This is a genomic window from Amycolatopsis minnesotensis (assembly GCF_039529815.1).
In the GTDB taxonomy this organism is placed as follows: domain Bacteria; phylum Actinomycetota; class Actinomycetes; order Mycobacteriales; family Pseudonocardiaceae; genus Amycolatopsis; species Amycolatopsis minnesotensis.
The window spans coordinates 1-25,455 of record NZ_BAAANN010000050.1 but is presented as its reverse complement, the minus strand read 5'-3'; the positions used below and the strand labels follow the sequence as shown (position 1 = coordinate 25,455).

Below are 25,455 nucleotides of genomic sequence, written 5' to 3'. Positions count from 1 at the left end.
CAAGGGCTGCTCGCCCGTTTCCGTTCCGACCGTTGACATCAAGTCGTCTTCACCTCGCAGAATTTAGGCAAGGCTAGCCTAAAAAACTGCGAAGGAAGGCTTGATCCAGTGGTAGTCGAATACGTGCGCACCGTCATCGTCGGTGCCGGTCAGCAGGGGTGCGGTGTGGCAGGCGCCCTGCAGGACCTCGGCCAGGAATCGGTCGTCCTGGAAAAGGACGAGATCGGCCAGGCCTGGATGCACGAGCGGTGGGACAGCCTGCGCGTCGGCAGTGGCAACCGGACGATCCGGTTCCCCGGCTGGGAATACGACGGCGCCGACCCGAACGGCTGCATGTCGGGCCAGGAACTGGCCCGGCACCTGCGCGCCTACGTGGCGGAGCGGGCACTCCGCGTTCGGCAGCACACCGCCGTCGAGCGGGTCGAGTGCTGCCAGGACGCTTCCGAACACGACGACGTGCGGTTCCGGACCTGCCTGTCCACCGGGGACGTCATCGAGTCCCGCAACCTGGTCGCCGCGGTGGGCGGTTACGCGAAGCCGCGGGTACCGGCCTTGGCGTCCACTGTGGACTCGTCCGTCCACCAGGTGCATTCGCACGGTTACCGGAATCCCGAATCACTGCCGCCGGGTGCCGTTCTGGTCGTGGGCGCGGGAATCAGCGGTCAGCAGATCGCGGACGAACTCGCCGATGCCGGTCGCGAGGTGTTCCTGTCGGTCGGCCGCCACCGCGCGTGGCCGAACCGCTATCGCGGCCGCGGCATCCAGGAGTGGATGCACATCCTTTCCCTGTACGAGGATTTCGTCAGCCCGCCCGCCGACCCCGGGAACGGCCGGCCGATCCTTCCCGGCCTGCCGGTGACCGGCACCCAGGACAAGCGCGAGGACCTCAACCTCGGCACGCTCGCCGCGAAGGGAGTCGTCCTCGTCGGTTCGGCGCGCGCGGCGCGGCACGAGGTTCTCCTGCTGGAGAACAACGTCGTCGCGATCGCCGAGGCATCCGCCCGCTCGTTCCAGCAGGTGCTCGACAAGATCGATACCGGCATCCGGGAACGGGGTTTCGCGGTACCGGTCCAGAATCCGGCGTCCGGTGTCGAAATGGCGCACATCTCCGATTTCGGGACCGAGCTGGACCTGGCCGGCCACGGCGTCAGGACGATCGTCTGGTGCACCGGTTTCGGGCCGGACTACCGGATCCTGCCGGATCGGGTGCTCGACGACCACGGTGCCCCGATCCAGGAAAAGGGCATTTTCGGGACGATTCCCGGCCTCTACTACGCGGGCCTCCCGGACGGGGACTCGCTGGCCCCGGTGGGGATCGCGGGCAACATCGAGAACGGCCGGATCATCGCGCACCACGTGCACGTCGACCATGCCATGCGCACCGCGTCCCCGGCTCCTCTTGTCGCCCGGTAGGAACCCGCTCTTCCAGAGGCGCCGCATGCCCTGAAGGCGCCCTTGAGGGAATCTGACGCCGCCAAGGCCACCTTCAGGGCATAGGCGTGGCTGTGTCGTATGCCGCGAGGGGCGAGATTGCGGCGTCAGATTCCCCGAAGGGCACCTTCAGGGAATACACCGGACTTCCCAAGCTCACCCCTCTTCCCCGCTGCCACGCACATGCCCCGAAGGGAGCCTTGAGGGAATCCAACGCCGCCAAGGCTCCCTTCAGGGCGTGCGATTTTCCTGAGCGGGCCTGGGATCCTGCCGCGAGGGGCGAGATTGTGGCGTCAGATTCCCCGAAGGCGTCCTTCAGGGGATCAGCAGCGCCATGCTCCGCGCTGCAAGGGCCGAGAACGCGACGGCGGACGCCCCGAAGATGCCCTCGGGGGCAGATGCTGGGATCTCGCGACTCGCACCGCTTTCTCGTTTCCGCGCTCGTACCCGAAAAAGGGGCCCTCATAGACCTGAATGCCGCGAAGGTAGTCCCATGGCCCTACGCTGCTCCGGGCCGCATGCCCCGAAGGCGCCCTTCAGGGAATCCAACGCCGCGAAGGCCGCCCTCAGGGCATCAGCATCACCGCGGGGTATGCCGCGAAGGCCGAGATTGCGGCGTCAGATTCCCCGAAGGCACCCCTCGGGGAATCTGACGCGAAGCCCGGCTCAGTAGGCGACGGTGAACCGCTGGCGGCGATGCGCGGGCTCATCGATCTCGTCGACGAACGCGATCGCGTAGTCCGCGCCGCCGATCCGCGAATGCCCGTCGGCGTCGGTCAGCAGGACGTCGCCGCCGAGCCGGAACCGGCCGGTGCGCTCACCCTCGTTCCACGCGCCGAACTCGGCGGCGGGGCTGACGTAGAACCAGTCGACGTCCGCCGGCTGCGCGCGCAGGGCTTCCAGGACCTCGGCGTGGTTCCCGGCTTCCGGCTTGAACTCGTCCGGGAATTCGGGGCCGTCGATCACCCTCGGCCCGCCCTCACCGACCAGCAGGCTGCCCGCACCGCCGACGACACCGATCCGCGCGCCGTTGTCCTTGGCGGCCGAAGCCAGCGCGGGCACCGCGTCGAGCAGGCGCTTGCCGTCGATCGGACGGCCGGGGATCGCGACGACCAGCACGTCGGCGCCCTTCGCGGCCTCGGCGACGAACGCCTCGTCGTGCAGTGTGCCCTGCTTCGGCGTCACCCCGGCCCGCTCGGCGAGGCCCTCGACCGACCGCGCCACCGCGACGACCTCGTGCCCCCGGCGCAACGCCTCGTCCGTGATGTGGCGCCCGGCGTATCCCGTCGCGCCGAACAGCACCAGCTTTGCCATTTCCTGCTCCCTGTGGATCTCGGCTTCGGTAGGCGATCGACGGTAACCACTGGATACCGAGTACTTCAACGTGCTATAGGTACCGTGTGGTTACCAACGAGGTCAGCACCGATATCGCGATCCCAGATCCGGATGTGCTCAACCCGAACTGCCCGACACGGCTCGTCCTCGACCGCATCGGGGACCGGTGGACGGTGCTGGTGGTGCTCCTGCTGCGGGAAGGTCCCGTCCGCTTCACCGCGCTGCGCACCGCGCTCGGCGGGGTGGCGCCCAAAGTGCTCACCCAGACCCTGAAGGCGATGGCGCGCGACGGGCTGATCACCCGGACCGTCTACGCGGAAGTGCCCCCGAAGGTCACCTACGAGCTGACCGAACTCGGCCATTCGCTGCGCGCCCCGATCGAGGCCGTCGCCACCTGGGCGGAGTCGAACGTCTCCGCGATCATGGCCGCGCGCGAGGCTGCTTCAGCCGGTTGAGGGAGCCCACCTCACGCGGGCCACACACCCTAGGGCACCCCGCCCGGTGGAGCGCCGATCGCGCTGCTTACACTGTTCAGGTTGTCTCGGCGAGGCTGGGCGCACCGCCACCTTGGAGCGCCCGACGTGATCGACGCGGCGGCTTGAGTAGCCACGCTTTCAAGTCATGTCGTGGAATTCGCCGCCGACGGCACCGAGCACGCATTGACACCCAGAACAGACCGTCCCCGCTAGACCGAGCAGTTTCCACCGACTACTCGGAATTAAGGAGTGCACCACCGTGTCCGAGGTACGCCTGTCCGTCGAGCCCCGCACCGAATTCGGCAAGGGCGCCGCGCGTCGCACTCGTCGCGCCGGCAAAATCCCCGCGGTGCTGTACGGGCACGGCTCGGACCCCCGCCACCTGTCCCTGCCCGCGCTCGAGTTCGCCCGCGTCGTGCGCGAGAACGGCCGCAACGCCGTGCTCACCCTCGACGTCGCCAGCGAGACCGAGCTCGCGCTCACCAAGACCATCGTGGTGCACCCGCTCAAGAACTACATCGAGCACGTCGACCTCCTCGTGGTCAAGCGCGGCGAGAAGGTCACCGTGGACGTCCCGGTCGTGCTGACCGGCGACGCCGCCCCCGGCACCCTGGTCAACCAGGACATCGACACCATCCAGGTCGAGGTCGACGCGCTGAACATCCCGGAGCAGGTCGAGGTGTCCATCGAGGGCATCCAGGCCGGCACCCACATCTTCGCCTCGCAGGTCACCCTGCCCACCGGCTCCACGCTGCTCACCGACCCCGAGTACCTGGTGGTCGCCGTGAACGAGGCGCCGAGCGAGGCCTCCATGGAGAGCGACGTCGACGCCGAAGGCGCGGGCGTGGTCGAGGACCAGCCCGAGACCCCCGCCGAGTAATTCACTCGAGTGAGCGAAGACCTTCCCGGGGCCGGCGAGCAGATCCTGCTCGCCGGCCTCGGCAATCCCGGCCCCCGCTACGCGGGAAACCGGCACAACATCGGGTTCCTGGTGCTCGACGAGCTCGCCGCCAGGGTCGGCGGCAAGTTCAAGGCCCACAAGGGCGGCGCCGAAGTGCTCGAAGGAAGGCTCGCGAACCGCCGCGTGGTGCTGACGAAACCGCGGTCGTTCATGAACCTTTCCGGCGGGCCGGTTTCGGGCACCGCCAAGTTCTTCAAGATCGCCCCGGACGGGATCGTGGTCGTGCACGACGAGCTCGACCTGCCGTTCGGCGCGCTCAAGCTCAAGCTCGGCGGCGGCGACAACGGGCACAACGGGCTCCGCTCGATCACCAAGTCGCTCGGCACCAAGGACTACTACCGGGTGCGGTTCGGCGTCGACCGCCCGCCCGGCCGGATGGACCCCGCGGACTACGTGCTGAAGGACTTTTCCACGGTCGAGCGCAAGGAACTGGCGTTCGAGATCGACCGGTGCGCCGACGCCGTCGAGGCGCTCATCGGCACCGGGCTCACCGCGGCCCAGAACGCCTTCCACGCGGGCTGACCCGCGCTGACCTCGGGGTTGGCCTCCGGGTTGACCGAGCGCATTCGCCGTATGGCCGCGCTCACCCGAAGGCGTCTTTCCACGCCCCTATTCGAGTCGCAACCCTTCCCGGATTCAGTGATGCCCGTTAAGACGGAGTGTGCAAGCCGCATTACCGTCTGCTGAATCTGGAGAAGTTTTCATGTCGCTGACCGCCGACGACGTCACGAACGTCGAATTCGGTACCTCCCTGATCGGGAAGCGCGGCTACGCCAAGCACGAGGTCGACGAATTCCTGGCCAGGATCGAGAGGACGCTCAACGGCGAGGACGACCTGACCGCGGCCGAAGTGCACCACGTGATGTTCGGCAAGCCCCTCATCGGCAAGCGCGGCTACGACGAGCGCGAGGTCGACGTGTTCCTGGACGAAGTCGAAGAGGAGCTGATCAGCCGTTCCGGGCTCCGCCCGCAACCACTGCCGGGCGCCCGCTCGGAAACCGAAGCCACCCTGGAACGCGCCGAGCCGGTGCAAACCGCCCGCGTCGAGCACTTCCAGGAGAGCTGACCATGGCGGTGACCGCGGACGAGGTCTACGACACCCAGTTCGACCAGGCCGCCCTCGGCACGCGCGGCTACCACGAACCGGCCGTGGACGGGTTCCTCAACCGGGTCGCCGCCACCTTGGAAGGACGGGACGACGTGACCGCGGCCGAGGTGCACGCGGTCACGTTCCCCGGTCCCTCACTGCGCAAACGCGGTTACGACCGTGCTTCCGTCGACGCCTTCCTGCGCCGCGTGGAAAGCACGCTGGCCGCCCACGAACCCTCCGGCGCGTTCTACATCGCCCCCGCGCTCGAACACACCCACGCCCGCCGCCCGATCTGGCGCCGGGTCGTCTCCTGACCGGGATCGCCGAGGCCCTGAAGGCACAGTGCTGATGTGCCTGTCGATTCCAGCGGGGTGAGCGGTTCGCCGGAGGCTCGGCTCGTCCGTGTGATGCCGCGGGGCACCTCTCAGGCGTTCGCGTTGATCTTGTCGGCGTACTGGGTGGCGGTGGCGGCGCGCTTCACCTTGCCGGAAGGGGTTTTCGGGAGGCTTCCGGCAGGCAGCACGACGATCGAGTAGGGGCGCATGTCCACCGCGCCGCGCACGCGGGCGGCGATTTCCTTTGCCAGCGCCCGTTCCGTCGCCTCGTCACCGGCCAGTTTGGACTCGACGACGACGGCGAACCGTTCGCGCCGGGTGCCCGCGTCGAGCCGCACGGCGACCGCGTTGCCCGCGCGGACGCCTTCGACGCTGCCCGCGGCCCGCTCGATGTCGGTCGGGTAGATGTTGCGGCCACCCATGATGATGACGTCCTTGCGACGCCCGCAGATCACCAGTTGACCGTCCACGAGGTACCCGAGATCGCCGGTGGCAAGCCAGCCGTCAGCGTCCTGTGTGGACACTGGGCCGTCGACGGTCAGGTACCCGGGGGTGACGGCCTCGCCGCGCAGGCGGATCTCGCCGACCTCGCGGTCGTCGAGCCGCTTGCCCTCGTCGTTGACGATCTCGGCTTCGAGCCCGTCGAGCGGCCTGCCGAGCATCGCGAAGGACCGCACGGATTCGGTGCCACGGCGGGGATCCCCCTCGGGAACCGGCACCGCCCTGCTGTCCGCTTCCAGCGCTTCGGCCTCGATGACGTCCAGGGTGAGGCCGGTGAACAGCGGCGCGAACGACACGGCAAGGGTCGCTTCGGCCATCCCGTAGGCGGGGAACACGCACTCCGGCGGCATCCCGAACCGGGCGCCCGCGTCGGTGAAGGTCCGCACCGCGGTTTCGTCGATCGGCTCGGCGCCGTTCAACGCGATGCGCAGCTTCGACAGGTCGTACCGGGGCTTCTCGGGATCACTGTCCACTCGCGCCATGCGCTTGCCGACGATCGCGTAGGCGAAGTTCGGCGCCGCCGTGGTCGTGCCGCCGTACTTGCTGATCAGCTCCGGCCAGATCAGCGGCCCGGTGAGGAACTCGACCGGGGTGATCTTCACCAGCTCGACGCCGAAGGTCATCGGCACGGTCAGGAACCCGACCATGCCCATGTCGTGGAAGGTCGGCAGCCACGACACCATCACGTCGGTGGCGAACACGAACTCCGCGCGCTCGACCATCGCCTTCACGTTGGTGTACAGGTTTCCGTAGGTGATCTTGACGGCCTTGGGCTCCGCGGTGGAACCGCTGGTGAGCTGCAGCAGCGCGAGCGCGTCCTCGTCGGTGCGCACCGGCTCGGCGAGCGGTTCGCCGTCGAGGAGATCGCCGATCATGCGGAAGTTGATGCCGTGTTCGGTGAGCACCGGGGCGAGCTGGTCGAACGGCTCGCCGAGCAGCACCAGCTCGGAGCCGATCATGCGCAGCACGCGCAGCGTGTCCTCGGCCCATTCGGCGAGGTCCGTGCGCGGGGTGGGCTGGTGCAGCATCGTGACGCTGCCCGCGGCCAGCCAGACGGCCTGCACGGTCGGCGCGATCAGCACCGGCGCGCCCGCGAGCACGGCCACCGCGCCCCCCGGCTTCAACCCGCCTTCGACCAGCGCACCCGCCACGCGGCGGGCCTGCTCGTGCACCTCGCCCCAGGTCCGGCGCACCGGCTCCTCCGGCTCACCGGTCACCATGCCCCGCTGCGGGCCTTCTGCCGTCGCGGTGGCGACCAGCGTATCGACGAACCTGCTCATGGGATGCACCTTATCCAGACGAGCGCCGGAATCCGACCCGAACGCCTCACTCCGCGGCCTCGGAGATCTCCATCCACTTCTCCTCGACCTCGTCCTTCTCCGCGAGCACCGTCTTCAGCTCGGTGTTCAGCTCGATGAGGCGGTCGGGATCGGTCGCGGCGGCGGCGAGCGCCTCGTGCAGCTTGGTTTCCTTCGCGTGCAACTGGTCGAGCTTGCGCTCCAGGCGCGCGAGGTCCTTGCTCGCCGCGCGCCGGTCGGCCGCGCTCGCCTTCGCCGCGGCAGGCTGCTTCGGCGCGGCCTGGCCCGGCGCCGGGGCGAGCGCGTTCTGGCGGCGCGTCAGGTACTCCTCGATGCCGCCGGGCAGGTGCGTGATCCGGCCGTCGCCGAAGAGCGCGACCACGGTGTCGCAGACGCGTTCGGTCAGGTACCGGTCGTGCGAGACCACGACCATCGTCCCCGGCCAGGAGTCGAGCAGGTCTTCGAGCTGCTGCAGGGTGTCGATGTCCAGGTCGTTCGTCGGCTCGTCGAGCAGCAGCACGTTCGGCTCCGCCATCAGGATGCGCGTGAGCTGCAACCGCCGCCGCTCGCCACCGGAGAGGTCCTCGACGGGCGTCCACTGGCGCGCGGCCGGGAACCCCAGCTTCTCCGCGAGCTGCGAGGCGGACAGCTCCTGCTTGCCGAGCACCACCCTGCCCGCGACGTCCTCGACGGCTTGCAGGAGGCGGAGTTCACCCGGCAGGTCCTCGAGTTCCTGGGTGAGGTGTCCCAATCGGACGGTCTTGCCCTCGATCCGCTTGCCCGTGCTCGGCTCGTTCTCCCCCGCGAGGAGCTTGAGCAGCGTCGTCTTGCCGGACCCGTTGACGCCGACCAGCCCGATCCGGTCACCCGGCCCGACCCGCCACGTCACGTGGTCGAGCAGGTCCCGCTCGCCTGCCTTCAGCGTGGCGTCTTCGATCTCCAGCACGGTCTTCCCGAGCCGCCTGCGGGCGAACGCGGCCAGTTCCACCGAATCGCGCGGCGGCGGCACGTCCGCGATCAGCGCTTCGGCGGCTTCGATGCGGTAGCGCGGCTTCGACGTCCGCGCCTTCGCGCCGCGCTGCAGCCACGCGAGTTCCTTGCGCGCCAGGTTCTGCCGCTTCTCCTCCGCGCTCGCCGCGAGCCTCGCCCGCTCCGCGCGCCCGAAGACCCAGTCCGCGTAACCGCCTTCGTACTGTTCGACGCGGCCGCCGACGACCTCCCACGTCCGCCCGCAGACGGTGTCGAGGAACCAGCGGTCGTGCGTCACGACGACGAGCGCGGTACGCCTGGCGAGCAGGTGGTCGGCGAGCCAGCGCACGCCCTCCACGTCGAGGTGGTTGGTCGGCTCGTCGAGCACCACGAGATCGAGATCGCCGACGAGCGCGGCGGCGAGTGAAATCCGGCGACGCTCCCCTCCGGACAGATTCGCGGTCGAGGAATCCAGACCCAGCCCCAAAAGGCCGAGTCCCTCCACAATGGACCGAACCCGGGCGTCGGCGGCCCACTCGTGCTCGGCGCCGTACGCGGACAGTGCGGCTTCGCGCACCGTCTCGCCCTTGAGCTCGGTCCGCTGCGTCACCACCGCGATCCGCAGGCCGTTGATCCGGCTCACCCGGCCGGAATCCGGTGGCTCGATCCCGGAGAGCACTTCCAGCAGCGTCGTCTTCCCGCCCCCGTTGAGGCCGACGACGCCGATCCGCTCGCCCTCACCGACCCCGAGCGAGACGGCGTCCAGCAGCGGCCGCACCCCGTAGGACTTGCTCACGGCTTCGAGATTGATCAGGTTCACCATCGAACTGCGACGCCTTTCACGCGTGTACTTGCGGCGGCGTCGACCGCGGCAGGTCGTCCCCGCCGACGAGCCTGGCGCCGGGCACCGGCCCGTGCGCGACCCGCACGGTGCGGCACACGCCCGCGCCCGCCAGTTCCGCGGCCACCTCGAGCGCGGACTGCGCGTCGGCGCACAGGAACGCGCACGTCGGGCCGGAACCGGAGATCGTGCCTGCCAGCGCGCCCGCGTTGACCCCGGCGCGCAGCGTACGGCGCAGCCCCGGGCGCAACGAGACGGCGGCGGCCTGGAGATCGTTGCCGAGCAACAGGGCGAGCTGCCGGGGGTCGCCGGAGGCCAGCGCCTCCACGACCGGCGCGTGCGAGCCGACGCGCGGCGGGTCGCCGTCCGCGCGCAGGCGGTCGAGCTCGCCGAAGACCCGCGGCGTGGACAGGCCGCGCTGGTCGAAGGCGAGCACCCAGTGGAAGGTGTGGCGGGACAGCACCGGCACCAGCCGCTCGCCGCGCCCGGTGCCGAGCGCGGTGCCGCCGTAGAGCGCGAACGGCACGTCGCTGCCGAGTTTCGCGGCGATTTCGGCGAGATCGTCACGGCCGATGTCGAGCTTCCACAGCGACGCGAGGCCGACGAGGGTCGCGGCCGCGTCGGCGCTGCCGCCGGCCATGCCGCCCGCGACCGGGATTCCCTTGCGGAGCACGACCCGCACCTTCGGCTCGCCGCCGTCCTTGCCCACGTACCCGGCGAGCGCCTGCACGGCGCGCCAGGCGAGGTTGTTCGCACCCGTCGGGACGGAGCCCTCGCCCTCGCCGTAGACCTCGATGCCGGGGTCCTCCGCCGCCGCCACCGTCACCTCGTCGGTGAGGGAAAGCGCGTGGAAAACCGTGATCAGCTCGTGGAAGCCGTCCTTGCGCAGATCACCGACCGAAAGATGCAGGTTGATCTTCGACGGCACCCTGACGGTGACTGGTGGGGGAACAACGGCGAGCACGGTCCCAGCGTACTTGGCACCACAGGGTGAGGACCGCTACCACCACGGGAGCGGGTGGTAACGGTCCCGAATCACCCTCAGGCCGCGACGCCCTGCGGACCGCGCGCGGTGTGCGTGACGTGACCGCCGCGCTCGCTGATCCACGCCATCGCGGCGTCCGCCTGCTCGCCGCGCAGGCCGAGCCGGAACCGCGCGACCGGCGTGTCCCCGACCCTGGTGAGGCCGCCGCCGATGGTGGCGAGCTCGACGCCGAACCTGGCCGAGGCCTCCGGCAGCAGCGCGCCGACGGCGGCGAAGCCGACCAGCACGATGTCGACCGAGCGGTCGTACTTCGCCACCTGCGCCGGCGTGGTCTCGATCGCGGGCAGCAGCGAGCGCGCGGTGCGGCTCGACGGGTCCGCCAGCAGGTCGAGCACGGACCCGCTTTCGGTGATGCTGCCGTCCTCCAGCACGCCGATCTCGTCGCACACGCGGCGCACGACCGACGCCTCCTGCGTGGTGACCAGCACGGTCGCGCCGAGTTCGGCGCGCGCACGGTCCAGCACGGTCAGCACGGCGCCGGTCTCCTCCGGCGCGACCCCCGCGGTCGGGTCGTCGGCGAGCAGCACCGCCGGGCTCGCGGCGAGCGCGCGCGCCACCGCGACCCGGCGCTGCTGGCCGACGGTCAGCTCGCTGGGGCGCTGCGCGGCGCGCTGGGTGAGGCCGACGAGGTCGAGCAGCTTGCCGACCCTGCTCTTGCGCTGCGGCCCGTCGAGGCCGAGCAGTTCGAGCGGTGCCGCGACGTTGCCGGCGACGGTCCGCTCGGCGTGCAGTTCCTGGCGTGCGCCGACCACGCCGACCTGGCGGCGGACCTCGCGCAGCCGCTTGCCGTCGAGGGAAGCGGTGTTGAGGCCGTCGAGGCGGACGACGCCGCGGTCGGGCCGCTCCTGCAGCGCGATGCACCTGGCGAGGGTCGACTTGCCGGACCCGGCCGCCCCGACGACGCCGTACAGCGCGCCCGCGCTGATCTCGACGTTGACGTCGCGCAGCGCCAGTACGGGCGACCCGCTGGCGGTGGTGCCGGGAAAGGACTTGCTGACGTTTTCTACAGTGATCACGAGTGCTCCATGGCGTGGCGCGGCGCCCTGTCGAGGGCGCGCAAACCGGCACCGCATGACCGTCCACTTCGGACGGCACGGTTCTAGGGAAAGAGGCGAAATTCCAGACGCGTCAGGCGGGTGTCACAGGGAGCTTTGACATGCACTGACCGTGCGGCGGCCTTCATCGACTACGCGGCGCCGGGTGAGCATTCGCGAGCGGTACACAGCTGGTTCCTCCATCGGTCCTGGCTGTAGCACCTGCCCCGCGGGGGTGGTTGCTGCGACTTCGGCGAGCCAGGTCTCTCAGTCGCTCGGGATGGCCCTATGAGTAGACCCGATCAGGTGGGTCCGAGGCAAGTTTCTTAGCCCAGATCACACGGACGGTCGCTACCGGCGGGTTTGTCCAGCGCAGGGGGTAGCCAGGACGTCCCCGAAGGTGGCTCTTGACTACGCGGGGCTCGGCGGGCGCTTGTTGGCGGCCGGGGCGCGCAAGTCTCCGAAGGTGGCCTTCGGGGCGTGCGGCCCGGGCGATCAGCGGGCGGCGGCGATCCGGGCGAAGTCGTCGACGGTGAGCTGTTCACCGCGAGTACGCGGGTCGACGCCCGCCGCGGCCAGGATTTCACCGGCGCGGTCGGCGGAGCCCGCCCACGACGCGAGCGCGGCGCGCAGGGTCTTCCGGCGCTGCGCGAACGCCGCGTCGATCACCGCGAACAATCGGCCACGGTCCACAGTGGATGGTTCGGCGCCGGAGCGCTCGAAGGCGACCAGCGCGGAATCCACGTTGGGCACCGGCCAGAACACCGCGCGCGGCACCGGCGCGACCTTCCGCGCGCTGCCGTAGAAGGCCAGCTTCACGCTCGGCACGCCGTAGGTGCGGCTGCCGGGGCCCGCCGCCATCCGGTCGGCGACCTCGGTCTGCACCATCACCAGCCCGCGCCGCAACGACGGCAGTTCCGCGAGCAGGTTCAGCACCACGGGCACGGCGACGTTGTACGGCAGGTTCGCCACGAGCGCGGTCGGCTCGTGCGGCAGGTCGGCGGCGCGCACGCGCAGGGCGTCGGCGGTGAGCACGCTGAAGCGGTCGACGGATTCGGCGGCGTGCTCGGAAACCGTCGCTGGAAGCCGTCCGGCCAGCACCGGGTCGATTTCGACGGCGACCACGCGGGCACCGGAGTCCAGCAGCCCGAGGGTGAGCGAGCCGAGCCCAGGCCCCACTTCCAGCACCACGTCGTCCGCGCCGACCCCGGCGAGTTCGACGATCCGGCGCACGGTGTTCGGGTCGTGCACGAAGTTCTGCCCGAGCTTCTTCGTCGGCCGCACGTCCAGCTCGGCAGCCAGCCGCCGGATCTCGGCAGGCCCGAGCAGGTGAGTCACAAACGCCAGCCTATAAAAAACCGGGGGCGGCCATATCGGCCGCCCCCGGTTGAAGCAGAGAACTACTTGACGCCGCAGTTCGGCCAGGCGCCGTAGCCGCCGCGCGCGTCGCGGACCTTCGTGGCGACCGCGATCTGCTGAGCCTTGCTGGCCTGGTGCGGCAGCGGGGCGTACTGGGTGCCGCCGTAGGCCCGCCAGGTGCCCGCGTCGAACTGCAGGCCGCCGTAGTAGCTGTTGCCGGTGTTGATGGCCCAGTTGCCGTGCGACTCGCACATGGCGATGCGGTCCCACTTGTCGCCGTCGCTGATCTCGGGCTCCGGCGCGGCCTTGGTGCCGACCTTGATGATCTTCGGCTTGGCCTCGGTGACCACCTTGGTGGACATCTCTTCGCGGCCGGTCTCCGCGCCGTTCTTCTTGGTGACCCGGTAGGTGACGATCTTCTTGCCCGGCGTGCCGGGGTCCTGGACGGTCGTCTTGCCCTTTTCCAGCGTCGGGTCATCGACCTTCTGCACGGGCGGGTCGATGGTCTCCTCGGCGTTGACCACCGAGACGCCGGTGCGGCTGAGGTGCACCTCGGCGCCGTCGATCAGCTTGAACCCGAGGCCGCCTTCCGCGGCGTCCTCCGGGCCGAGCGACAGCTTCAGCTCACCGAGGAACTCCTTGGTGGTGACCGCCGTCGTGGTGAGCTTCTTCGGCGCGCTGTCGCCGTCGAAGAGGGTGATGTTCTTGAGGGTCTTCACCTCGACCGTCGCGCCGTCGAGCGGCAGCGAGGCGTCCTGGCCCATGGAGAACCAGGTGCCGGGCTTGGTGAGGTTGCTCATGCCGAGCTGGCCGAGCGCCTCGCCGAGGCTGTTCGCACGGACCCAGGATTCCTTGGGCGCGCCGTCGACCACGAGGGTCAGCTTGCGGCCGCGCTCGAGGCGGATGACGCCGCCGTCGCCGACCGCCGCCTGCGGGGACGGGGAGAGCGAGTCGTGCGCGCCGACCGACAGGCCCGCGTCCTTCAGGACTTCGCCGACGGTGTCGCCGAAGCTGTGCACGGTCTGCTGCGCGCCGTCGACGTCGACCGTGACGCTCTTGTTCATCGCCAGCGCGGCGGCGCCGCCACCGGTGATGGTGATGAGCATGGCGAGCACGGCGCCCTTGAGGAAGCGCTTCTTCCAGGTCCTGGTCGCCGAGACGAGCGGGTCTTCGGCGGGCTCGTCCAGCTCCAGCGCCGCTTCCTGGCCGACTTCCTGGCCGACGCGGTCGGCGGACACCTCGTCCGGGATGACGATCGGCGGCAGCAGCGTGGTCTCGGCGTTGATCAGCCGGATCAGCTCGTCGACGTCGACATCGGCCTCGGCCATCATGTCGCCGGCGTCGGGGCCGAGCGCGGCGAAGACGTCCTGCCGGGTCACGTGCAGGTCGTCGGAGAAGACGGAGTCCTCGTCGGGCCGCTCCAGCGTGCCTACGCCACCACCAGCGAAGGTGTCTTCCATGGCGTCGCGACGCGCTTCAGCCCGCCTACGGATACCAGTCACAGGGTCGATCCCTTTCACATCAGGTCCGGGACGATCTGTCCGGCACCTTCACGTGCGGCGCGCAGGCGCGCGCCCTGTTCCCGACTCCCGCAGTCAGCGCCATCCCTCGTGGCGGCCGGGCGAAAACTCCCGGCACCACTTCCCCGACGTGCACTGACGTGACTGTGGGCGTCCCGGCCGTGGCTCACTGCGGAACCAACACCCGGCACGATCACGGGACAGTAACGAAGACCCCGGGGTTGCGCAAACACCCCCCGGAATGTCGTGACCTTAGTCACTCCACCGAGTGGTCGATTGCCCCGCCACGAATGTCGCAACGCGTTCAACCCCGTGTCACTGTGGGCAGTCGAAATACCCGCTCGGCGGTCTCCCGTACGGCGTTCGCGATCATTTCGACCGGCTCTTCCCGCAGGTCAGCCAGGTTGCGCACGGTGTAGGCGGTGCAGTAGGGCTCGTTGGGCGCGCCGCGGAACGGATGCGGGGTCAGGAACGGCGCGTCGGTCTCGACGAGGAACTGCCCGCGCGGCACAAAACGCGCCGATTCTCGCAATGTGGATGCGTTCTTGAAGGTCACGGTCCCGGCGAACGACAGCACGTACCCCGCATCGACGCAGCGCCGCGCCATCTCGGCGTCGCCGGAGAAGCAGTGGAACACCACGTCGTCCGGCGCGCCCTCTTCTTCGAGGATCCTGAGCACGTCCTCGTGCGCGTCGCGGTCGTGGATCATCAAGGGCTTGCCGACCCGCTTCGCGAGGTCGATGTGCCACCTGAAGGCGTCCTGCTGCGCGTCCGGCGGCGAGTAGTCCCAGTAGTAGTCGAGCCCGGTCTCGCCGACCGCGACCACTCGCTCCGCGCGCGCCAGGCGCTCCACTCCGGACCGCTGCGCGTCGTCGAAGTCCTTGGTGCGCGTGGGATGCACGGCCACCGCGGCGAACACCCGCGAGTCCCAAGTGGACGCGTCGACGACCCACTTCGCGGACTCGATGTCGTCGGCGACGGTGACCACGCGGGTGACTCCCGCCGACTCGGCGCGATCGAGGAGCACGGCCACGTCGGCGGCGGTTTCCGCGCCGCAGGCGTCGAGATGGGTGTGCGAGTCGACCACCGGCGCCGGCAGGATCTCCGGCACCGGCGGCCGTTCCCGCTTCTTAGCGCTCATGGGTGTTCTCCCTGCGGTCGTCACCGCTCAATCGGCGCCCACTCCGGTCCCGTCTCGCCGAGACCGGGGTCGAGCTTCGAGAACAGCGGGGTCGGCTTCTCCAGCGGACGCCCGACCTCGAGCGGCTGGGAGGCCCATGTCGCCTGCTCCCCGGCGTAGTCGCCGGTCAGGATCGGGTTGACCCGGCCGGCGATGTCGAGGTCCTCGACCTCCTTCAGCTCCGGCTGCGCGGCCCACACCCCGGTGCCGCCGAGCGCCTCGTGCACCTTCTGCGCCGAATGCGGGAGGAACGGCGTCAGCAGCGTGTTGGCGTCCGAGACGACCTGCAGCGCGGTGTGGAGAATCGTGTCGCGGCGCGCCCTGTTCTCCTCACCGTCCTTGAGCTTCCACGGCTCCTGGTCGGAGATGTACCGGTTCGCCGCCGTGACGAGCCGCATGGCCTCGCCGATGCCCTGCTTGAACCGCGACCGCGCCAGGTGCCCGCCGACCGTCTCGAACGCCTTCGCGGAGAGCGCCTTCAGGTCGTGGTCGGCCTGCTGGAGCGTGTTGGGCCTCGGCACGCCGCCGTTGTTCTTGTGCGCCATCGAGATCGACCGGTTGACCAGGTTGCCCCACTCGTTGGCCAGCTCGAAGTTGGTCCGCCGGACGAACTCCTCCCAGGTGAAGTCGGTGTCCTGGGTCTCGGGGCCGGCCGCCGCGATGAAGTAGCGCAGCGTGTCGGGCCCGAACTCGCGCAGGAAGTCGTGCACGTAGATCACCGTGCCGCGCGAGGTGGAGAACTTGGACCCGCTCATGGTGAGGAACTCGCTGGACACGATCTCGTCCGGCAGGTGCAGGCGCCCGTACTTGCCGGCCTCGCCGCCGCGGTCGCCCTCGCCGTTGTGCCCGAACAGCAGCGCGGGCCAGATCTGGGCGTGGAAGGTGATGTTGTCCTTGCCCATGAAGTTGTACATGCGGGCGTCGGGGTTGTTCCACCACTCCTGCCACGCGTCCGGGTTCCCGGAGCGGCGCGCCCACTCGACGCTCGCCGAGAAGTACCCGATCACCGCGTCGAACCAGACGTAGAACCGCTTCATTGGCTGGTCGCGCCAGCCGTCGAGCGGGACCTTCACGCCCCAGTCGATATCGCGCGTGATCGGCCGCGGCCGCATGTCGTCGACGAGGTTCTTGGTGAAGTTCAGGACGTTCGGGCGCCAGTCCGTCTTGGTGGACAGCCAGTCCCCGAGCGTCTTGGTGAACGCGGGCAGGTCGAGGAAGTAGTGCTCGGTCTCGACGAACTTCGGCGTCTCGCCGTTGATCCTCGACTTCGGGTTGATCAGCTCGGCCGCGTCGAGCTGGTTGCCGCAGTTGTCGCACTGGTCGCCGCGCGCGCCGTCGTAGCCGCAGATCGGGCAGGTGCCCTCGACGTAGCGGTCCGGCAGGGTGCGGCCGGTGGACGGGCTGATCGCGCCGCGCGTGGTCTTCGGCACCACGTAGCCGTTGCGGTTCAGCGCGAGGAAGATCTGCTGGGTGACCTCGGCGTGGTTGCCGGTGGTGGTGCGGGTGAACAGGTCGTAGGTGAGGCCGAGGCCCTCGAGGTCGGTGCCGATCTGGCGGGTGTACTTGTCCGCGGTCTGCTGCGGGGTCAGCCCTTCCTTGTCCGCCTGGACGGTGATCGGGGTGCCGTGCTCGTCGGTACCGGAGACCATGAGCACCCGGTTGCCGGCCATTCGCTGGTAGCGGGAGAAGACGTCGGACGGGACGCCGAATCCGGACACGTGACCGATGTGGCGGGGGCCGTTGGCGTACGGCCAGGCCACCGCTGTGAGAACGGGGGTGCTCATACCTGTTTAGCCTACGGATGGCGTCACGTGCGTTTTCTGCTGGGAGGTCCCATGTCGGCGACGAGGTTGCTGGTGCTCGGCGTGGTGCGCATGCACGGCAGCGCACACGGCTACCAGGTGCGCCGCGAGCTGCTCACCTGGTCCGCGGACAAGTGGGCCAACGTCAAGCCGGGTTCGATCTACCACGCGCTGAAGAAGATGGCCGCGCAGGGCCTGCTGGCCGAGGTCGCCGTCGAACCGGGTGACGCCGGGCCGGAGCGGCTCGCCTACCGGCTGACCGACGACGGCGAAACCGAGTTCCAGGTGCTGCTCACGCGCGCGCTGTCCGACCCGCGGGACCCCGGCCCCGAGCTCGGCGCCGGGATGACGTTCCTGACCACGCTGCCGCGGCAGCGCGCGATCGGCCTGCTGCGGCACCACCTCGCGCACGCCGAGGCCGAACTGCACGGCGCGAACCTGATCGGTGCCGGCCCCGACATCTCGCCCAAGCCCGCCCACGTGCGGGAGCTGTACGACCTGTGGCGGATGCACGCGGAAACCGGGGTGCGCTGGACCCGCACCGTCATCGAGCACCTCGAAGCGGGCGAGTACGTGATGGCCGACGACGCGGACTCCGCGTTCGGCCTGCCACCCCAGTAATCAAACTTGACTAATCGAAGCGGGCGGAGCACAGTCACGCCCGTCAACTAGTCAAATTTGATCACCCAGGAGGATCTTCGATGATCACCGCACGCGGCCTCGCCAGGCGGTTCGCCGGGCACGGCCGCGCCGAAGTGCACGCCGTCCGGGGTGTCGACCTCGACGTCGAAGCCGGGGAGCTGGTCGCCTTCCTCGGCCCCAACGGCGCGGGCAAGACGACCACGCTCCGCATGCTCACCACGCTCCTGCGCCCGACCGGGGGCACCGCGACCGTCGCGGGGCACGATCTGCGCGCCGATCCCGCCGGTGTGCGCCGCGGCATCGGCTACGTCGCGCAGGGCGGCGGCGCGTCGCCCGAAGCCACCGTCACCGGCGAACTGGTCCTGCAGGGCAGGCTCCACCGGATGTCCAAAGCGGACGCCGCGGCGAAGGCGGCCGAACTGTCCGCGCACCTCGACCTCGGCGGGCTCGGCGACCGGGCGGCGAAAACGCTGTCCGGCGGCCAGCGGCGCAGGCTCGACATCGCGCTCGGGCTCGTCCACGACCCAGGGCTGGTCTTCCTCGACGAGCCGAGCACCGGGCTCGACCCGCACAGCAGGGCCAACCTCTGGGAGCACATCCGCGGCCTCCGCGACGAGCGCGGCGCGACGGTCTTCCTCACCACCCACTACCTCGACGAGGCCGACGCACTCGCGGACCGGATCCTGGTGCTCGACCACGGCAGGATCGTCGCCGAGGGCAGCCCGGACTCGCTCAAGGCGCGGATCTCCGGCGACGGCGTGACCGTCGGCGTGGCACCGGAGTCGGTCGCCGCGACGGCCGGGATCGCGAGTGGACTGCCCGGCGCGCACGAGGTGTCTACTTCGGACGACACGGTGGCCTTCCGCGTCCCGCGGGGCGACACCGCGGTGCCGGAGCTGCTGCGGCTGCTCGCCGCGGACGGCGTCACCCTGCGGTCCGTGGCGGTGCGCAGGCCGACGCTGGACGACGTGTTCCTCGCCCTCACCGGCCGCAGCCTTCGCGACGCCGGTCAGGAGGCCGCGAATGTGGCGTGACACCTGGCTGGTCTTCCAGCGTGACATGGCCTCCGCGATGCGGAACCCGGCCTGGCTGCTGATCGGGATCACGCAGCCGCTGCTGTACCTCTTCTTCTTCGGCCCGCTGTTCGTGCGGGTGCTCTCGGCAGGCGGACTGTCCTCGTCGGACGGCTGGCTCCTGCTCGCCCCCGGGCTGATCGCGCAGCTCGCGCTGTTCGGCGGCATCACCGTCGGGTTCGACCTGCTCGCGGACTACCGCGCCGGTGTCGTCGAACGGCTTCGCGTGACACCGGCGAGCAGGCTGGCCCTGCTGCTCGGAAAGGTGTTCGCCAGCGCCGTGCAGGCGACCGTGCAGGCACTGCTGCTCATCGTGGTCGCGCTCCTGGTGTTCCGGCTCGACATCTCGCCGGCCGGGCTCGGTGTCAGCGTGCTCATCACGTTCGTGCTCGCCGTGGCGATCGCCGCGTGCTCCAACGCGCTCGCGCTGACGCTCAAGAGCGAGCAATCGTTTCCCGCGTTGATGAACACCGTGCTGATGCCGGTAATCCTGCTGTCCGGGATCCTCATCCCGATCGACGGCTCGACCGCGCCGGGCTGGCTCCGGATCGTCGCGGACGTGAACCCGGTCAGCCACATCGTGACCGCGCTGCGCGGCGCGTTCCACGGCGACTTCTCCTCGGGCCCGGTACTCGTCGGAGGCGCCGTCACGGTGGGCTTCGCGGTGCTCGCCGTGTGGTGGGGCGCGCGCACGTTCGGCCGCGAAAACGCTTGACACGACACGCCCCTGAATCGCGAAAGATCACGCCACTCGACGTTGTCGCACGTAGGGTGGCCTTTCGCGGTGAGGGCGGAGTGGTCGATGACGGAACCCGAAAGCGAGCGCGGCATCAACCTGTCGCGCCGGGAAACGGTGGAAAACTGGCACGCGGTCCGTGCCGCCCCCGTCCGGTTCGCCTCCATCACCGTCACCGAAAGCGCCAACTGGAGCGACCCGATCGCCGAGCACTACGTCACCGGGGCGCAGGAAGCCGGGATCCACACGGGAGCGAGGCACTTCGCGCGACCGGGCGGCGTGCACGACCAGGCGGACCACTTCGTCCGCATCGCCAAGAAACTCGGCGCGTTCGCACCCGGATCGCTCGCACCCGCGCTGGAAATCGACGCCGAGGGAGTGGACGACAAGTTCATCAAGGCGTGGATCAAGTTCGTCCGCGCTTCGGCCAAAGTGGAGCGTGTGCTCGTCTACGCCGGACACGACTACTTCGCGCACCGGCTCAGCCCGGACAAGTGGGCCGACGGCGAGGTGATCCTCTGGCTGGCGCGGCACAACGGGATCCCGGGGCGCCCCGGCTGGTTCCACTCGCGCGTCGGCGTGCACCAGCACGGCAACACCGCGGACGTGCCCGGCATCAGGGGCCCGGTGGGGCACGACGCCGTCGTCTACCCCTTCACCCTCAGCGACCTGCTCCTCTGACGCGACTCGGCGACGGGTCGCCGAGTCCCTGAAGGGGCATCGCGGAAAGCACTCAGGGGGCGAGCTTCGCCTTGATCAGGAAGACGTTGTAGGGGCCCCACTGGGAGAGCAGGAAGTACAGCTCGTCCCCGTCCAGCGACCACGGGTGCAGGTACCCGCCGTAGAGCTGCCCGAACTGCGCGCCGGAGGCGGCGACGTCCCCGTCCGACCACGGGCCTTCCGGGCGGTCCGCGGTGCGCAGCCGCACCACGCCTGCCGGGTCGTCGAGGTGCATCGCCATCCACTGTCCGAAGTGGACGTTGTAGGCGACGTCCAGCTCGCCGACGTTGCCCGGCAGCACCTCGGCCGCCCGGAACGGGTCGCGGCCCCAGCCCTCGCCGGTCCAGTACTCGTAGGCGTTCGCCTTCAGGATGTCCGATGTGGACGCTCGCGCCAGGTGCGCGCCGCCGATGCGGCCGTTCGTGGTGCCGTAGAGGTACACGTGGTCGCCGTCGCGGGCGAGCGCGCCGATCTGGAACGGGTGGTCGTGCTCGGCGCGGTTGATCCAGCACGCCGACTCCGGCTTCGACCAGGTGCGACCGTAGTCCTCCGACACCGCGATCCCGCCGTAGTTCGTGTGCCACCTTCCCGGCGGGCCCCACACGCGCACCGACATGTAGTGCACGTACTGCCTGCCGTCGATCGAGATCCCCGAGTTCGGGATCACGGTGACCTCGTCCGGCCTCGGGTCGCGCTCGATCACCTGCGCGGCGAGCCCGTCCTCGCGCCGCACCACGCCGTCGAGCGTCATGCCGTTCGCGAGGTCGCGCGTCGAGGAGAAGGCGAGCACGTTGCACCGCCAGTCGGCGCTGTCCGGGCCGCCGCCGTCACCGCCCCAGCCCTCGCCGAAGGTGTCGCCGAACAGGACGAACAGGCGGCCGTCACCGCCGTCCCACACGATGCCGAGATCGGTGCCGTGTATCCCGAACAGCTCGTCGGTGCGGCTGACCGAACCGGGCCCGGTCACCCTGCCCACCAGTGTCGTTTCGATCACTCGAACCATGTGGCCGACCGTACGCGCTACTGCCGGGCGCCGCCTTCGGTGAGAATGACCGCCATGCGGTTGGTGCGCGAGAAGCTGCGGTCGGACGTGTCGCCGGAACAGGCGTTGCTCCTGCTCGGCGCGCCCGCCGCGCTGAGCGGCGACTGGTTCTCCTCGCGCGCGGTGATCGCACCCGCCCTCGGCGCTCCCACCCGCGCGAGTGACTTCGCGCTGCCGGTGCCCGCCGTCCGCGACCCGGCGCCGGGTTCGATCGGCGGCGGCTGGTTCGGTTACTTCTCCTACGACCTGACCGATCCGTCACGACGGCGAGGGCCGCTTCCAGCCGAGCGCTGGGCATGGGCGGATCACGTGCTGCGCCTCGACGAGCACGGCACGTGGTGGTTCGAGGCACTCGTTCCCGACGGGAAGGAAGCCCCGGCAGGGCTTGCGGCGAAGTACGACGCCGTGTTGCTCGGCGGCCGGGCCGCGGCGTCCGGGTGGACGCCGTCGTCGTTGCGGCGCACGCACGCCGACGACCACCGCACCGCGGTGAAGAACTGCGTGCAGGCCATCGAAGCCGGAGAGCTGTTCCAGGCCAACGTGTGCAGCCGATTCTCCGGCCCGTTCGACGGCGAGCCGCGCGAGCTGTTCGCCGAAGGCATCCGCCGGTGGCACCCGCGCCGCGCCGCCTACCTCGGCGGCGGCTGGGGCGCGCTCGTCTCGCTGTCGCCGGAGCTTTTCCTTTCCCGGCACGGGAGAACGGTCCGGTCGGCGCCCATCAAGGGCACGCTCCCCCGGCGCGGCGCCCAGGACGACCACCTCGCCGCACGGCTTCGCGAGTCCACTAAGGACGTCGCGGAAAACGTGATGATCACCGATCTGGTGCGCAACGACCTCGGCCGCGTGTGCGAGATCGGTACCGTGCGCGTGCCGGAGCTGCTCGCGGTGCGCCCCGCGCCGGGGGTCTGGCACCTTCATTCCACTGTGGAGGGACGACTCGCGGCGGGGGTCACCGACGCGGACCTGCTGCGCGCGACCTTCCCGCCCGGTTCGGTCACCGGCGCGCCGAAGATCCGCGCGCTCGACGAGATCGCCGAACTCGAGCCCGTCGCGCGGGGTGTCTACACCGGAGCGATCGGGCTGGTGTCTCCGGTCGCGGGCCTCGAACTGAACGTCGCCATCCGGACGCTGGAGATCCACGGCGGCACGGTCTCGCTCGGAGTCGGCGGCGGGATCACCGCCGACTCCGACTGCGAAGCCGAATGGCAGGAATGCCTGCACAAGGCCGCGACGCTCGAAGAACTCCTGGCCACGCCGCCGGTCAGCGGGACGGGTCAAGCGTGAGCTTGCCCGTGGTGCCGCGCGAGCGCAGCGCCTCGTGTGCGGCGCGCGCCTCGGACAGGCCGTACACCCCGCCGTCGACCGCGCGCACGGTGCCCGCCGCGGCCAGCTCGAACAGCTCACCCATCGCCTGCGAGAAGACGTTGCCGGGCAAGGAAAACACGTGCGGCAGCCACATGCCCGCGACCGTCGTGCTGTGCGCGAGCAGCGACCCCGGGCCGATCGCCTGCGGCAGTTCGCGGCTCGCCATCCCGTAGAACCCGAGCCGCCCGAACGGCGCCAGCGAGGCCACGCTCTGGTCGGTGACCGTGCCGCCGGTCATGTCGAGCACGATGTCCACGCGCTTGCCGCCGTTGGCCTCGATCAGCGCGCCCTTCATGTCCTCCGCCCGCGAGTCGATCGCCACGTCGGCGCCGAGTTCCAGCGCGAGCGCGCGCTTCTCCGCGCTGCTCGCGGTCGCGATCACCCGGCCGGCGCCCCACGCCTTCGCGAGCTGCACCGCGATGCTGCCGACGCCACCGGCCGCGGCGTGCACCACCACGGACTCGCCCGCTTCGAGGTGCGTGCTCCTGCGCAGCAGCAGCCACGCCGTGCTGCCCTGCACGATGAACGACAGCGCGGTGGTGTCGTCGACGCCATCGGGCACGTCCACCGCCACCGGCAGGTCGGCGACCGCGCGCTCGGCGTACCCGCCGCCCCCGTTGAGCAGCGCGACCACGCGCCTGCCGTCGGGCGTCCTGCCCACCACCTCGCCACCCGGCACGAGCGGGAGGCTGCTCGGCGAGAGGTAGCTGTTCTCGGCCTGGTGGGTGTCCGCGTAGTTGACGCCGACGCGGTCGATTTCGACGAGCACCTGGCCGTCGCCGGGCTCCGGGTCGGGCAGCTCGACGAGGTTGAGCACCTCGGGACCGCCGAATTCAGTCACCTGTACAGCTCGCATGAGACGACCCTACGATATGTCTCATGACTCGACCAGACGCGCTGCAGGCCTTCCGCGTCGCGCGGACGTGGTTCTCCGGCGGCCGCAAGATCGACCTGGGCGAACTGGCCGAGGAGCTGGGCGTCGGCAGGGCGACCCTCTTCCGCTGGGTCGGCAACCGCGACGAGCTGCTCGGGGAGATCCTGTGGTCGCTCGCCGAGCGCGTGTTCGACCGGCAGGAGCGCCGCGGCTCCGGCACCGAACTGGTCGCGAACACCGTCGGCGACTTCGTCCGCACGGTCAACGCCGACGAAGCGTTCCGGCGGTTCCTCCGCACCGAGCCCGAGCGCGCGCTGCGGCTGCTCACCACCAAGGCGAGCGTGGTGCAGCGGCGCACCATCGCGAAGGTGGCCGAGATGCTGGCCGAGGAGGTCGACGTGCCGCCGCTGCCCGTCGCGGACGCCGCCTACCTCGTCGTGCGCATCGCCGAGTCCTTCATCTACACCGACGTGATCACCGGCGGCGAGCCCGACGCGGACAAGGCGCGGCAGGCGGTGCTAGCGCTGCTGGGCCCGTGACGCGAGCACCGCGTCGTACAGCTCCTTCTTCGACACCCCCGTGGCCGCGGCGACCTCGGCCGCCGCCGACTTGAGCCGCTCACCCGCGGCGACCCGCTCGGCGACCTCGCCGACCAGGTCCTCCACCCGCACGGCACGCGGCGCGGCGCCGTCGAGCACGACGGTGATCTCGCCGCGCACACCCTCGGCCGCCCACTGGGCCAGCTCGGCGAGCGTGCCGCGGCGGACCTCCTCGTAGGTCTTCGTCAGCTCGCGGCACACCGCGGCCCGCCGGGCACCGCCCAAGCCGGCCACCGCGTCTTCGAGCGTCGAAGCGAGCCGGTGCGGCGACTCGAAGAAGACCACCGTGCGCGGCTCGCGGGCCAGCTCGGCGAACCACTTCGCCCGCTCGCCCTGCTTGCGCGGCGCGAACCCGTCGAAGCAGAACCGGTCGCACGGCAGGCCGGACAGGGCCAGCGCCGTGGTCACCGCGGACGGGCCAGGCAGGCAGGTGACCGCGATGTCCTCCTCGACGCACGCGGCGACCAGGCGGAACCCCGGATCCGACACGCTCGGCATGCCCGCGTCGGTCACCAGCAGGACGGTCAGCCCGTCGCGGAGGAACTCCAGCAACTTCGGCAGGCGCGCCGTTTCGACGTCCTCGTAGAAGGAAACGATCTTGCCCGTCGGCGTCACCCGCAGCGCCAGGGTGAGCGCGCGCAGGCGCCGCGTGTCCTCCGCGGCGATCACGTCGGCCTCGGCCAGCGCCGCGGTCAGGCGCGCGGAAGCGTCCCCGACGTCGCCGAGCGGGGTCGCGGCCAGCACCAGCCGTCCAGCTTCCATTCGCCTACGGTCGCAGACCGCGGACACCCCTTCCCACCCGGGCCGACGACGAACTCACGCCCGCGCATCTAGGATCAGGCCCCGTGACCGCGACCCTGGCCCGCCCGCACGGCGACAATCCCGAGGTGGTGCGGCCGCCGTCGGATCGTGAGGCGGCGCTGCTGGGGAGTCCGATGCCGCAGGATCGGGTGCGCGCGCTGGTGGTGACGATCGCGCTGACGGTGATCGGCGGGTTCGTCCGGTTGCAGAACCTCGGCGTGCCCACCGACAAGGGCTCACCCGTCTTCGACGAGAAGCACTACGTCCCGCAGGCGTGGCAGGTGCTGCGCAACGGGGGCTTCGAGGACAACGCGGGTTACGAGCTCGTGGTGCATCCGCCGTTGGCGAAGCAGTTGATCGCGGTCGGTGAGCTGGTGTTCGGTTATAACGGGTGGGGGTGGCGGGTGGTGCCCGCGTTGGCGGGCA

Annotated in this window: 24 protein-coding genes, 1 pseudogene and 1 riboswitch; of the genes and pseudogenes, 13 read left to right on the top strand and 12 right to left on the bottom strand. The window is 70.3% G+C overall.

Translation table 11 applies throughout. The features are described from left to right. Positions 1–108 precede the first annotated feature (108 nt). Positions 109–1,413, top strand: a complete 1,305-nt coding sequence (locus ABD256_RS39270) for a flavin-containing monooxygenase (protein ID WP_344430609.1) — start codon at positions 109–111, stop codon at positions 1,411–1,413. 684 nt (positions 1,414–2,097) lie between these two features. Here the strand turns inward: ABD256_RS39270 and ABD256_RS39265 are convergent. Continuing rightward, positions 2,098–2,745, bottom strand: coding sequence for an NAD(P)-dependent oxidoreductase (locus tag ABD256_RS39265; protein WP_344430607.1), 648 nt, complete (start codon positions 2,743–2,745; stop codon positions 2,098–2,100). Between the two features lie 86 nt (positions 2,746–2,831). Here ABD256_RS39265 and ABD256_RS39260 point away from each other — a divergent pair, with 86 nt between their 5' ends. The 5 genes from ABD256_RS39260 (at position 2,832) to ABD256_RS39240 (ending at position 5,607) form a co-directional block, all read left to right on the top strand. Then, positions 2,832–3,221, top strand: a complete 390-nt coding sequence (locus ABD256_RS39260; protein ID WP_344430605.1) for a winged helix-turn-helix transcriptional regulator — start codon at positions 2,832–2,834, stop codon at positions 3,219–3,221. A gap of 280 nt (positions 3,222–3,501) precedes the next feature. After that, entirely contained in the window at positions 3,502–4,122 is a 621-nt protein-coding gene (locus ABD256_RS39255; RefSeq protein ID WP_344430603.1) for a 50S ribosomal protein L25/general stress protein Ctc, read from the top strand. A gap of 9 nt (positions 4,123–4,131) precedes the next feature. Beyond that, on the top strand, positions 4,132–4,725 hold the full coding sequence (gene pth / locus ABD256_RS39250; protein WP_344430601.1) for an aminoacyl-tRNA hydrolase: 594 nt from the start codon (positions 4,132–4,134) through the stop codon (positions 4,723–4,725). 181 nt (positions 4,726–4,906) lie between these two features. Then, the gene (locus tag ABD256_RS39245; protein ID WP_344430599.1) at positions 4,907–5,269 is read left to right on the top strand and encodes a DivIVA domain-containing protein; all 363 of its coding nucleotides are present in this window, start codon (positions 4,907–4,909) and stop codon (positions 5,267–5,269) included. A 2-nt stretch (positions 5,270–5,271) separates the two neighbouring features. Beyond that, positions 5,272–5,607 carry a DivIVA domain-containing protein gene (locus tag ABD256_RS39240; protein WP_344430597.1) on the top strand — a complete coding sequence of 112 codons (336 nt, stop codon included), beginning with the start codon at positions 5,272–5,274 and terminating at the stop codon, positions 5,605–5,607. 110 nt (positions 5,608–5,717) lie between these two features. Here ABD256_RS39240 and ABD256_RS39235 read toward each other — a convergent pair whose 3' ends face one another. The 8 genes from ABD256_RS39235 to metG all read right to left on the bottom strand — a co-directional run bounded on the left by ABD256_RS39235 (position 5,718) and on the right by metG (position 17,159). Then, on the bottom strand, positions 5,718–7,409 hold the full coding sequence (locus ABD256_RS39235) for a fatty acyl-AMP ligase (protein ID WP_344430595.1): 1,692 nt from the start codon (positions 7,407–7,409) through the stop codon (positions 5,718–5,720). Between the two features lie 46 nt (positions 7,410–7,455). Beyond that, the gene (locus ABD256_RS39230; RefSeq protein ID WP_344430593.1) at positions 7,456–9,219 is read right to left on the bottom strand and encodes an ATP-binding cassette domain-containing protein; all 1,764 of its coding nucleotides are present in this window, start codon (positions 9,217–9,219) and stop codon (positions 7,456–7,458) included. Positions 9,220–9,235: 16 nt separating this feature from the next. Then, positions 9,236–10,201: a 4-(cytidine 5'-diphospho)-2-C-methyl-D-erythritol kinase gene (locus ABD256_RS39225; protein ID WP_344430591.1), complete on the bottom strand. Its 966-nt coding sequence runs from the start codon at positions 10,199–10,201 to the stop codon at positions 9,236–9,238. 77 nt (positions 10,202–10,278) lie between these two features. Then, entirely contained in the window at positions 10,279–11,298 is a 1,020-nt protein-coding gene (locus ABD256_RS39220) for a methionine ABC transporter ATP-binding protein (protein WP_344430589.1), read from the bottom strand. 215 nt (positions 11,299–11,513) lie between these two features. Then, positions 11,514–11,603, bottom strand: a riboswitch (SAM riboswitch). Between the two features lie 208 nt (positions 11,604–11,811). Further along, positions 11,812–12,654 carry a 16S rRNA (adenine(1518)-N(6)/adenine(1519)-N(6))-dimethyltransferase RsmA gene (gene rsmA / locus ABD256_RS39215; RefSeq protein ID WP_344430587.1) on the bottom strand — a complete coding sequence of 281 codons (843 nt, stop codon included), beginning with the start codon at positions 12,652–12,654 and terminating at the stop codon, positions 11,812–11,814. 62 nt (positions 12,655–12,716) lie between these two features. Then, positions 12,717–14,135: a resuscitation-promoting factor gene (locus ABD256_RS39210; RefSeq protein WP_344430585.1), complete on the bottom strand. Its 1,419-nt coding sequence runs from the start codon at positions 14,133–14,135 to the stop codon at positions 12,717–12,719. A 364-nt stretch (positions 14,136–14,499) separates the two neighbouring features. Further along, positions 14,500–15,336, bottom strand: a complete 837-nt coding sequence (locus tag ABD256_RS39205) for a TatD family hydrolase (RefSeq protein ID WP_344430584.1) — start codon at positions 15,334–15,336, stop codon at positions 14,500–14,502. A gap of 20 nt (positions 15,337–15,356) precedes the next feature. Beyond that, positions 15,357–17,159: a methionine--tRNA ligase gene (gene metG, locus ABD256_RS39200; RefSeq protein WP_344430582.1), complete on the bottom strand. Its 1,803-nt coding sequence runs from the start codon at positions 17,157–17,159 to the stop codon at positions 15,357–15,359. 51 nt (positions 17,160–17,210) lie between these two features. On the opposite strand from metG, the gene ABD256_RS39195 reads away from it, so the two are divergent. From ABD256_RS39195 to ABD256_RS39180, 4 genes are all read left to right on the top strand, one after another. After that, positions 17,211–17,798, top strand: a complete 588-nt coding sequence (locus tag ABD256_RS39195) for a PadR family transcriptional regulator (RefSeq protein ID WP_344430580.1) — start codon at positions 17,211–17,213, stop codon at positions 17,796–17,798. A gap of 80 nt (positions 17,799–17,878) precedes the next feature. Beyond that, positions 17,879–18,853 (top strand): ATP-binding cassette domain-containing protein, encoded by a 975-nt coding sequence (locus tag ABD256_RS39190; protein WP_344430578.1) that lies wholly within the window; start codon positions 17,879–17,881, stop codon positions 18,851–18,853. Beyond that, positions 18,843–19,607, top strand: a complete 765-nt coding sequence (locus tag ABD256_RS39185) for an ABC transporter permease (RefSeq protein ID WP_344430576.1) — start codon at positions 18,843–18,845, stop codon at positions 19,605–19,607. The genes ABD256_RS39190 and ABD256_RS39185 overlap by 11 nt, the downstream gene beginning before the upstream one ends. An 87-nt stretch (positions 19,608–19,694) precedes the next feature. Then, positions 19,695–20,309 carry a glycoside hydrolase family 25 protein gene (locus ABD256_RS39180; protein WP_344430575.1) on the top strand — a complete coding sequence of 205 codons (615 nt, stop codon included), beginning with the start codon at positions 19,695–19,697 and terminating at the stop codon, positions 20,307–20,309. A 52-nt stretch (positions 20,310–20,361) separates the two neighbouring features. On the opposite strand, the gene ABD256_RS39175 is transcribed toward ABD256_RS39180, so the two are convergent. After that, complete coding sequence (locus ABD256_RS39175; RefSeq protein WP_344430573.1) at positions 20,362–21,351, bottom strand: glycoside hydrolase family 183 protein; 990 nt, start codon at positions 21,349–21,351, stop codon at positions 20,362–20,364. Positions 21,352–21,405: 54 nt separating this feature from the next. On the opposite strand from ABD256_RS39175, the gene ABD256_RS39170 reads away from it, so the two are divergent. Next, positions 21,406–22,674, top strand: a complete 1,269-nt coding sequence (locus tag ABD256_RS39170) for an aminodeoxychorismate synthase component I (protein WP_344430572.1) — start codon at positions 21,406–21,408, stop codon at positions 22,672–22,674. Here the strand turns inward: ABD256_RS39170 and ABD256_RS39165 are convergent. Further along, positions 22,652–23,611, bottom strand: a complete 960-nt coding sequence (locus ABD256_RS39165; RefSeq protein ID WP_344430570.1) for a quinone oxidoreductase family protein — start codon at positions 23,609–23,611, stop codon at positions 22,652–22,654. The two genes, ABD256_RS39170 and ABD256_RS39165, sit on opposite strands and share 23 nt — an antisense overlap. A gap of 23 nt (positions 23,612–23,634) precedes the next feature. Between ABD256_RS39165 and ABD256_RS39160 the strand changes: the two genes are divergently transcribed. Beyond that, entirely contained in the window at positions 23,635–24,168 is a 534-nt protein-coding gene (locus tag ABD256_RS39160; RefSeq protein ID WP_344430568.1) for a QsdR family transcriptional regulator, read from the top strand. Here ABD256_RS39160 and rsmI read toward each other — a convergent pair. Then, positions 24,148–24,990: a 16S rRNA (cytidine(1402)-2'-O)-methyltransferase gene (gene rsmI, locus ABD256_RS39155; protein ID WP_344430566.1), complete on the bottom strand. Its 843-nt coding sequence runs from the start codon at positions 24,988–24,990 to the stop codon at positions 24,148–24,150. The genes ABD256_RS39160 and rsmI overlap by 21 nt on opposite strands. An 83-nt stretch (positions 24,991–25,073) precedes the next feature. Here rsmI and ABD256_RS39150 point away from each other — a divergent pair. Then, positions 25,074–25,455 (top strand): annotated as a pseudogene (locus tag ABD256_RS39150) (dolichyl-phosphate-mannose--protein mannosyltransferase); the annotation flags it as partial.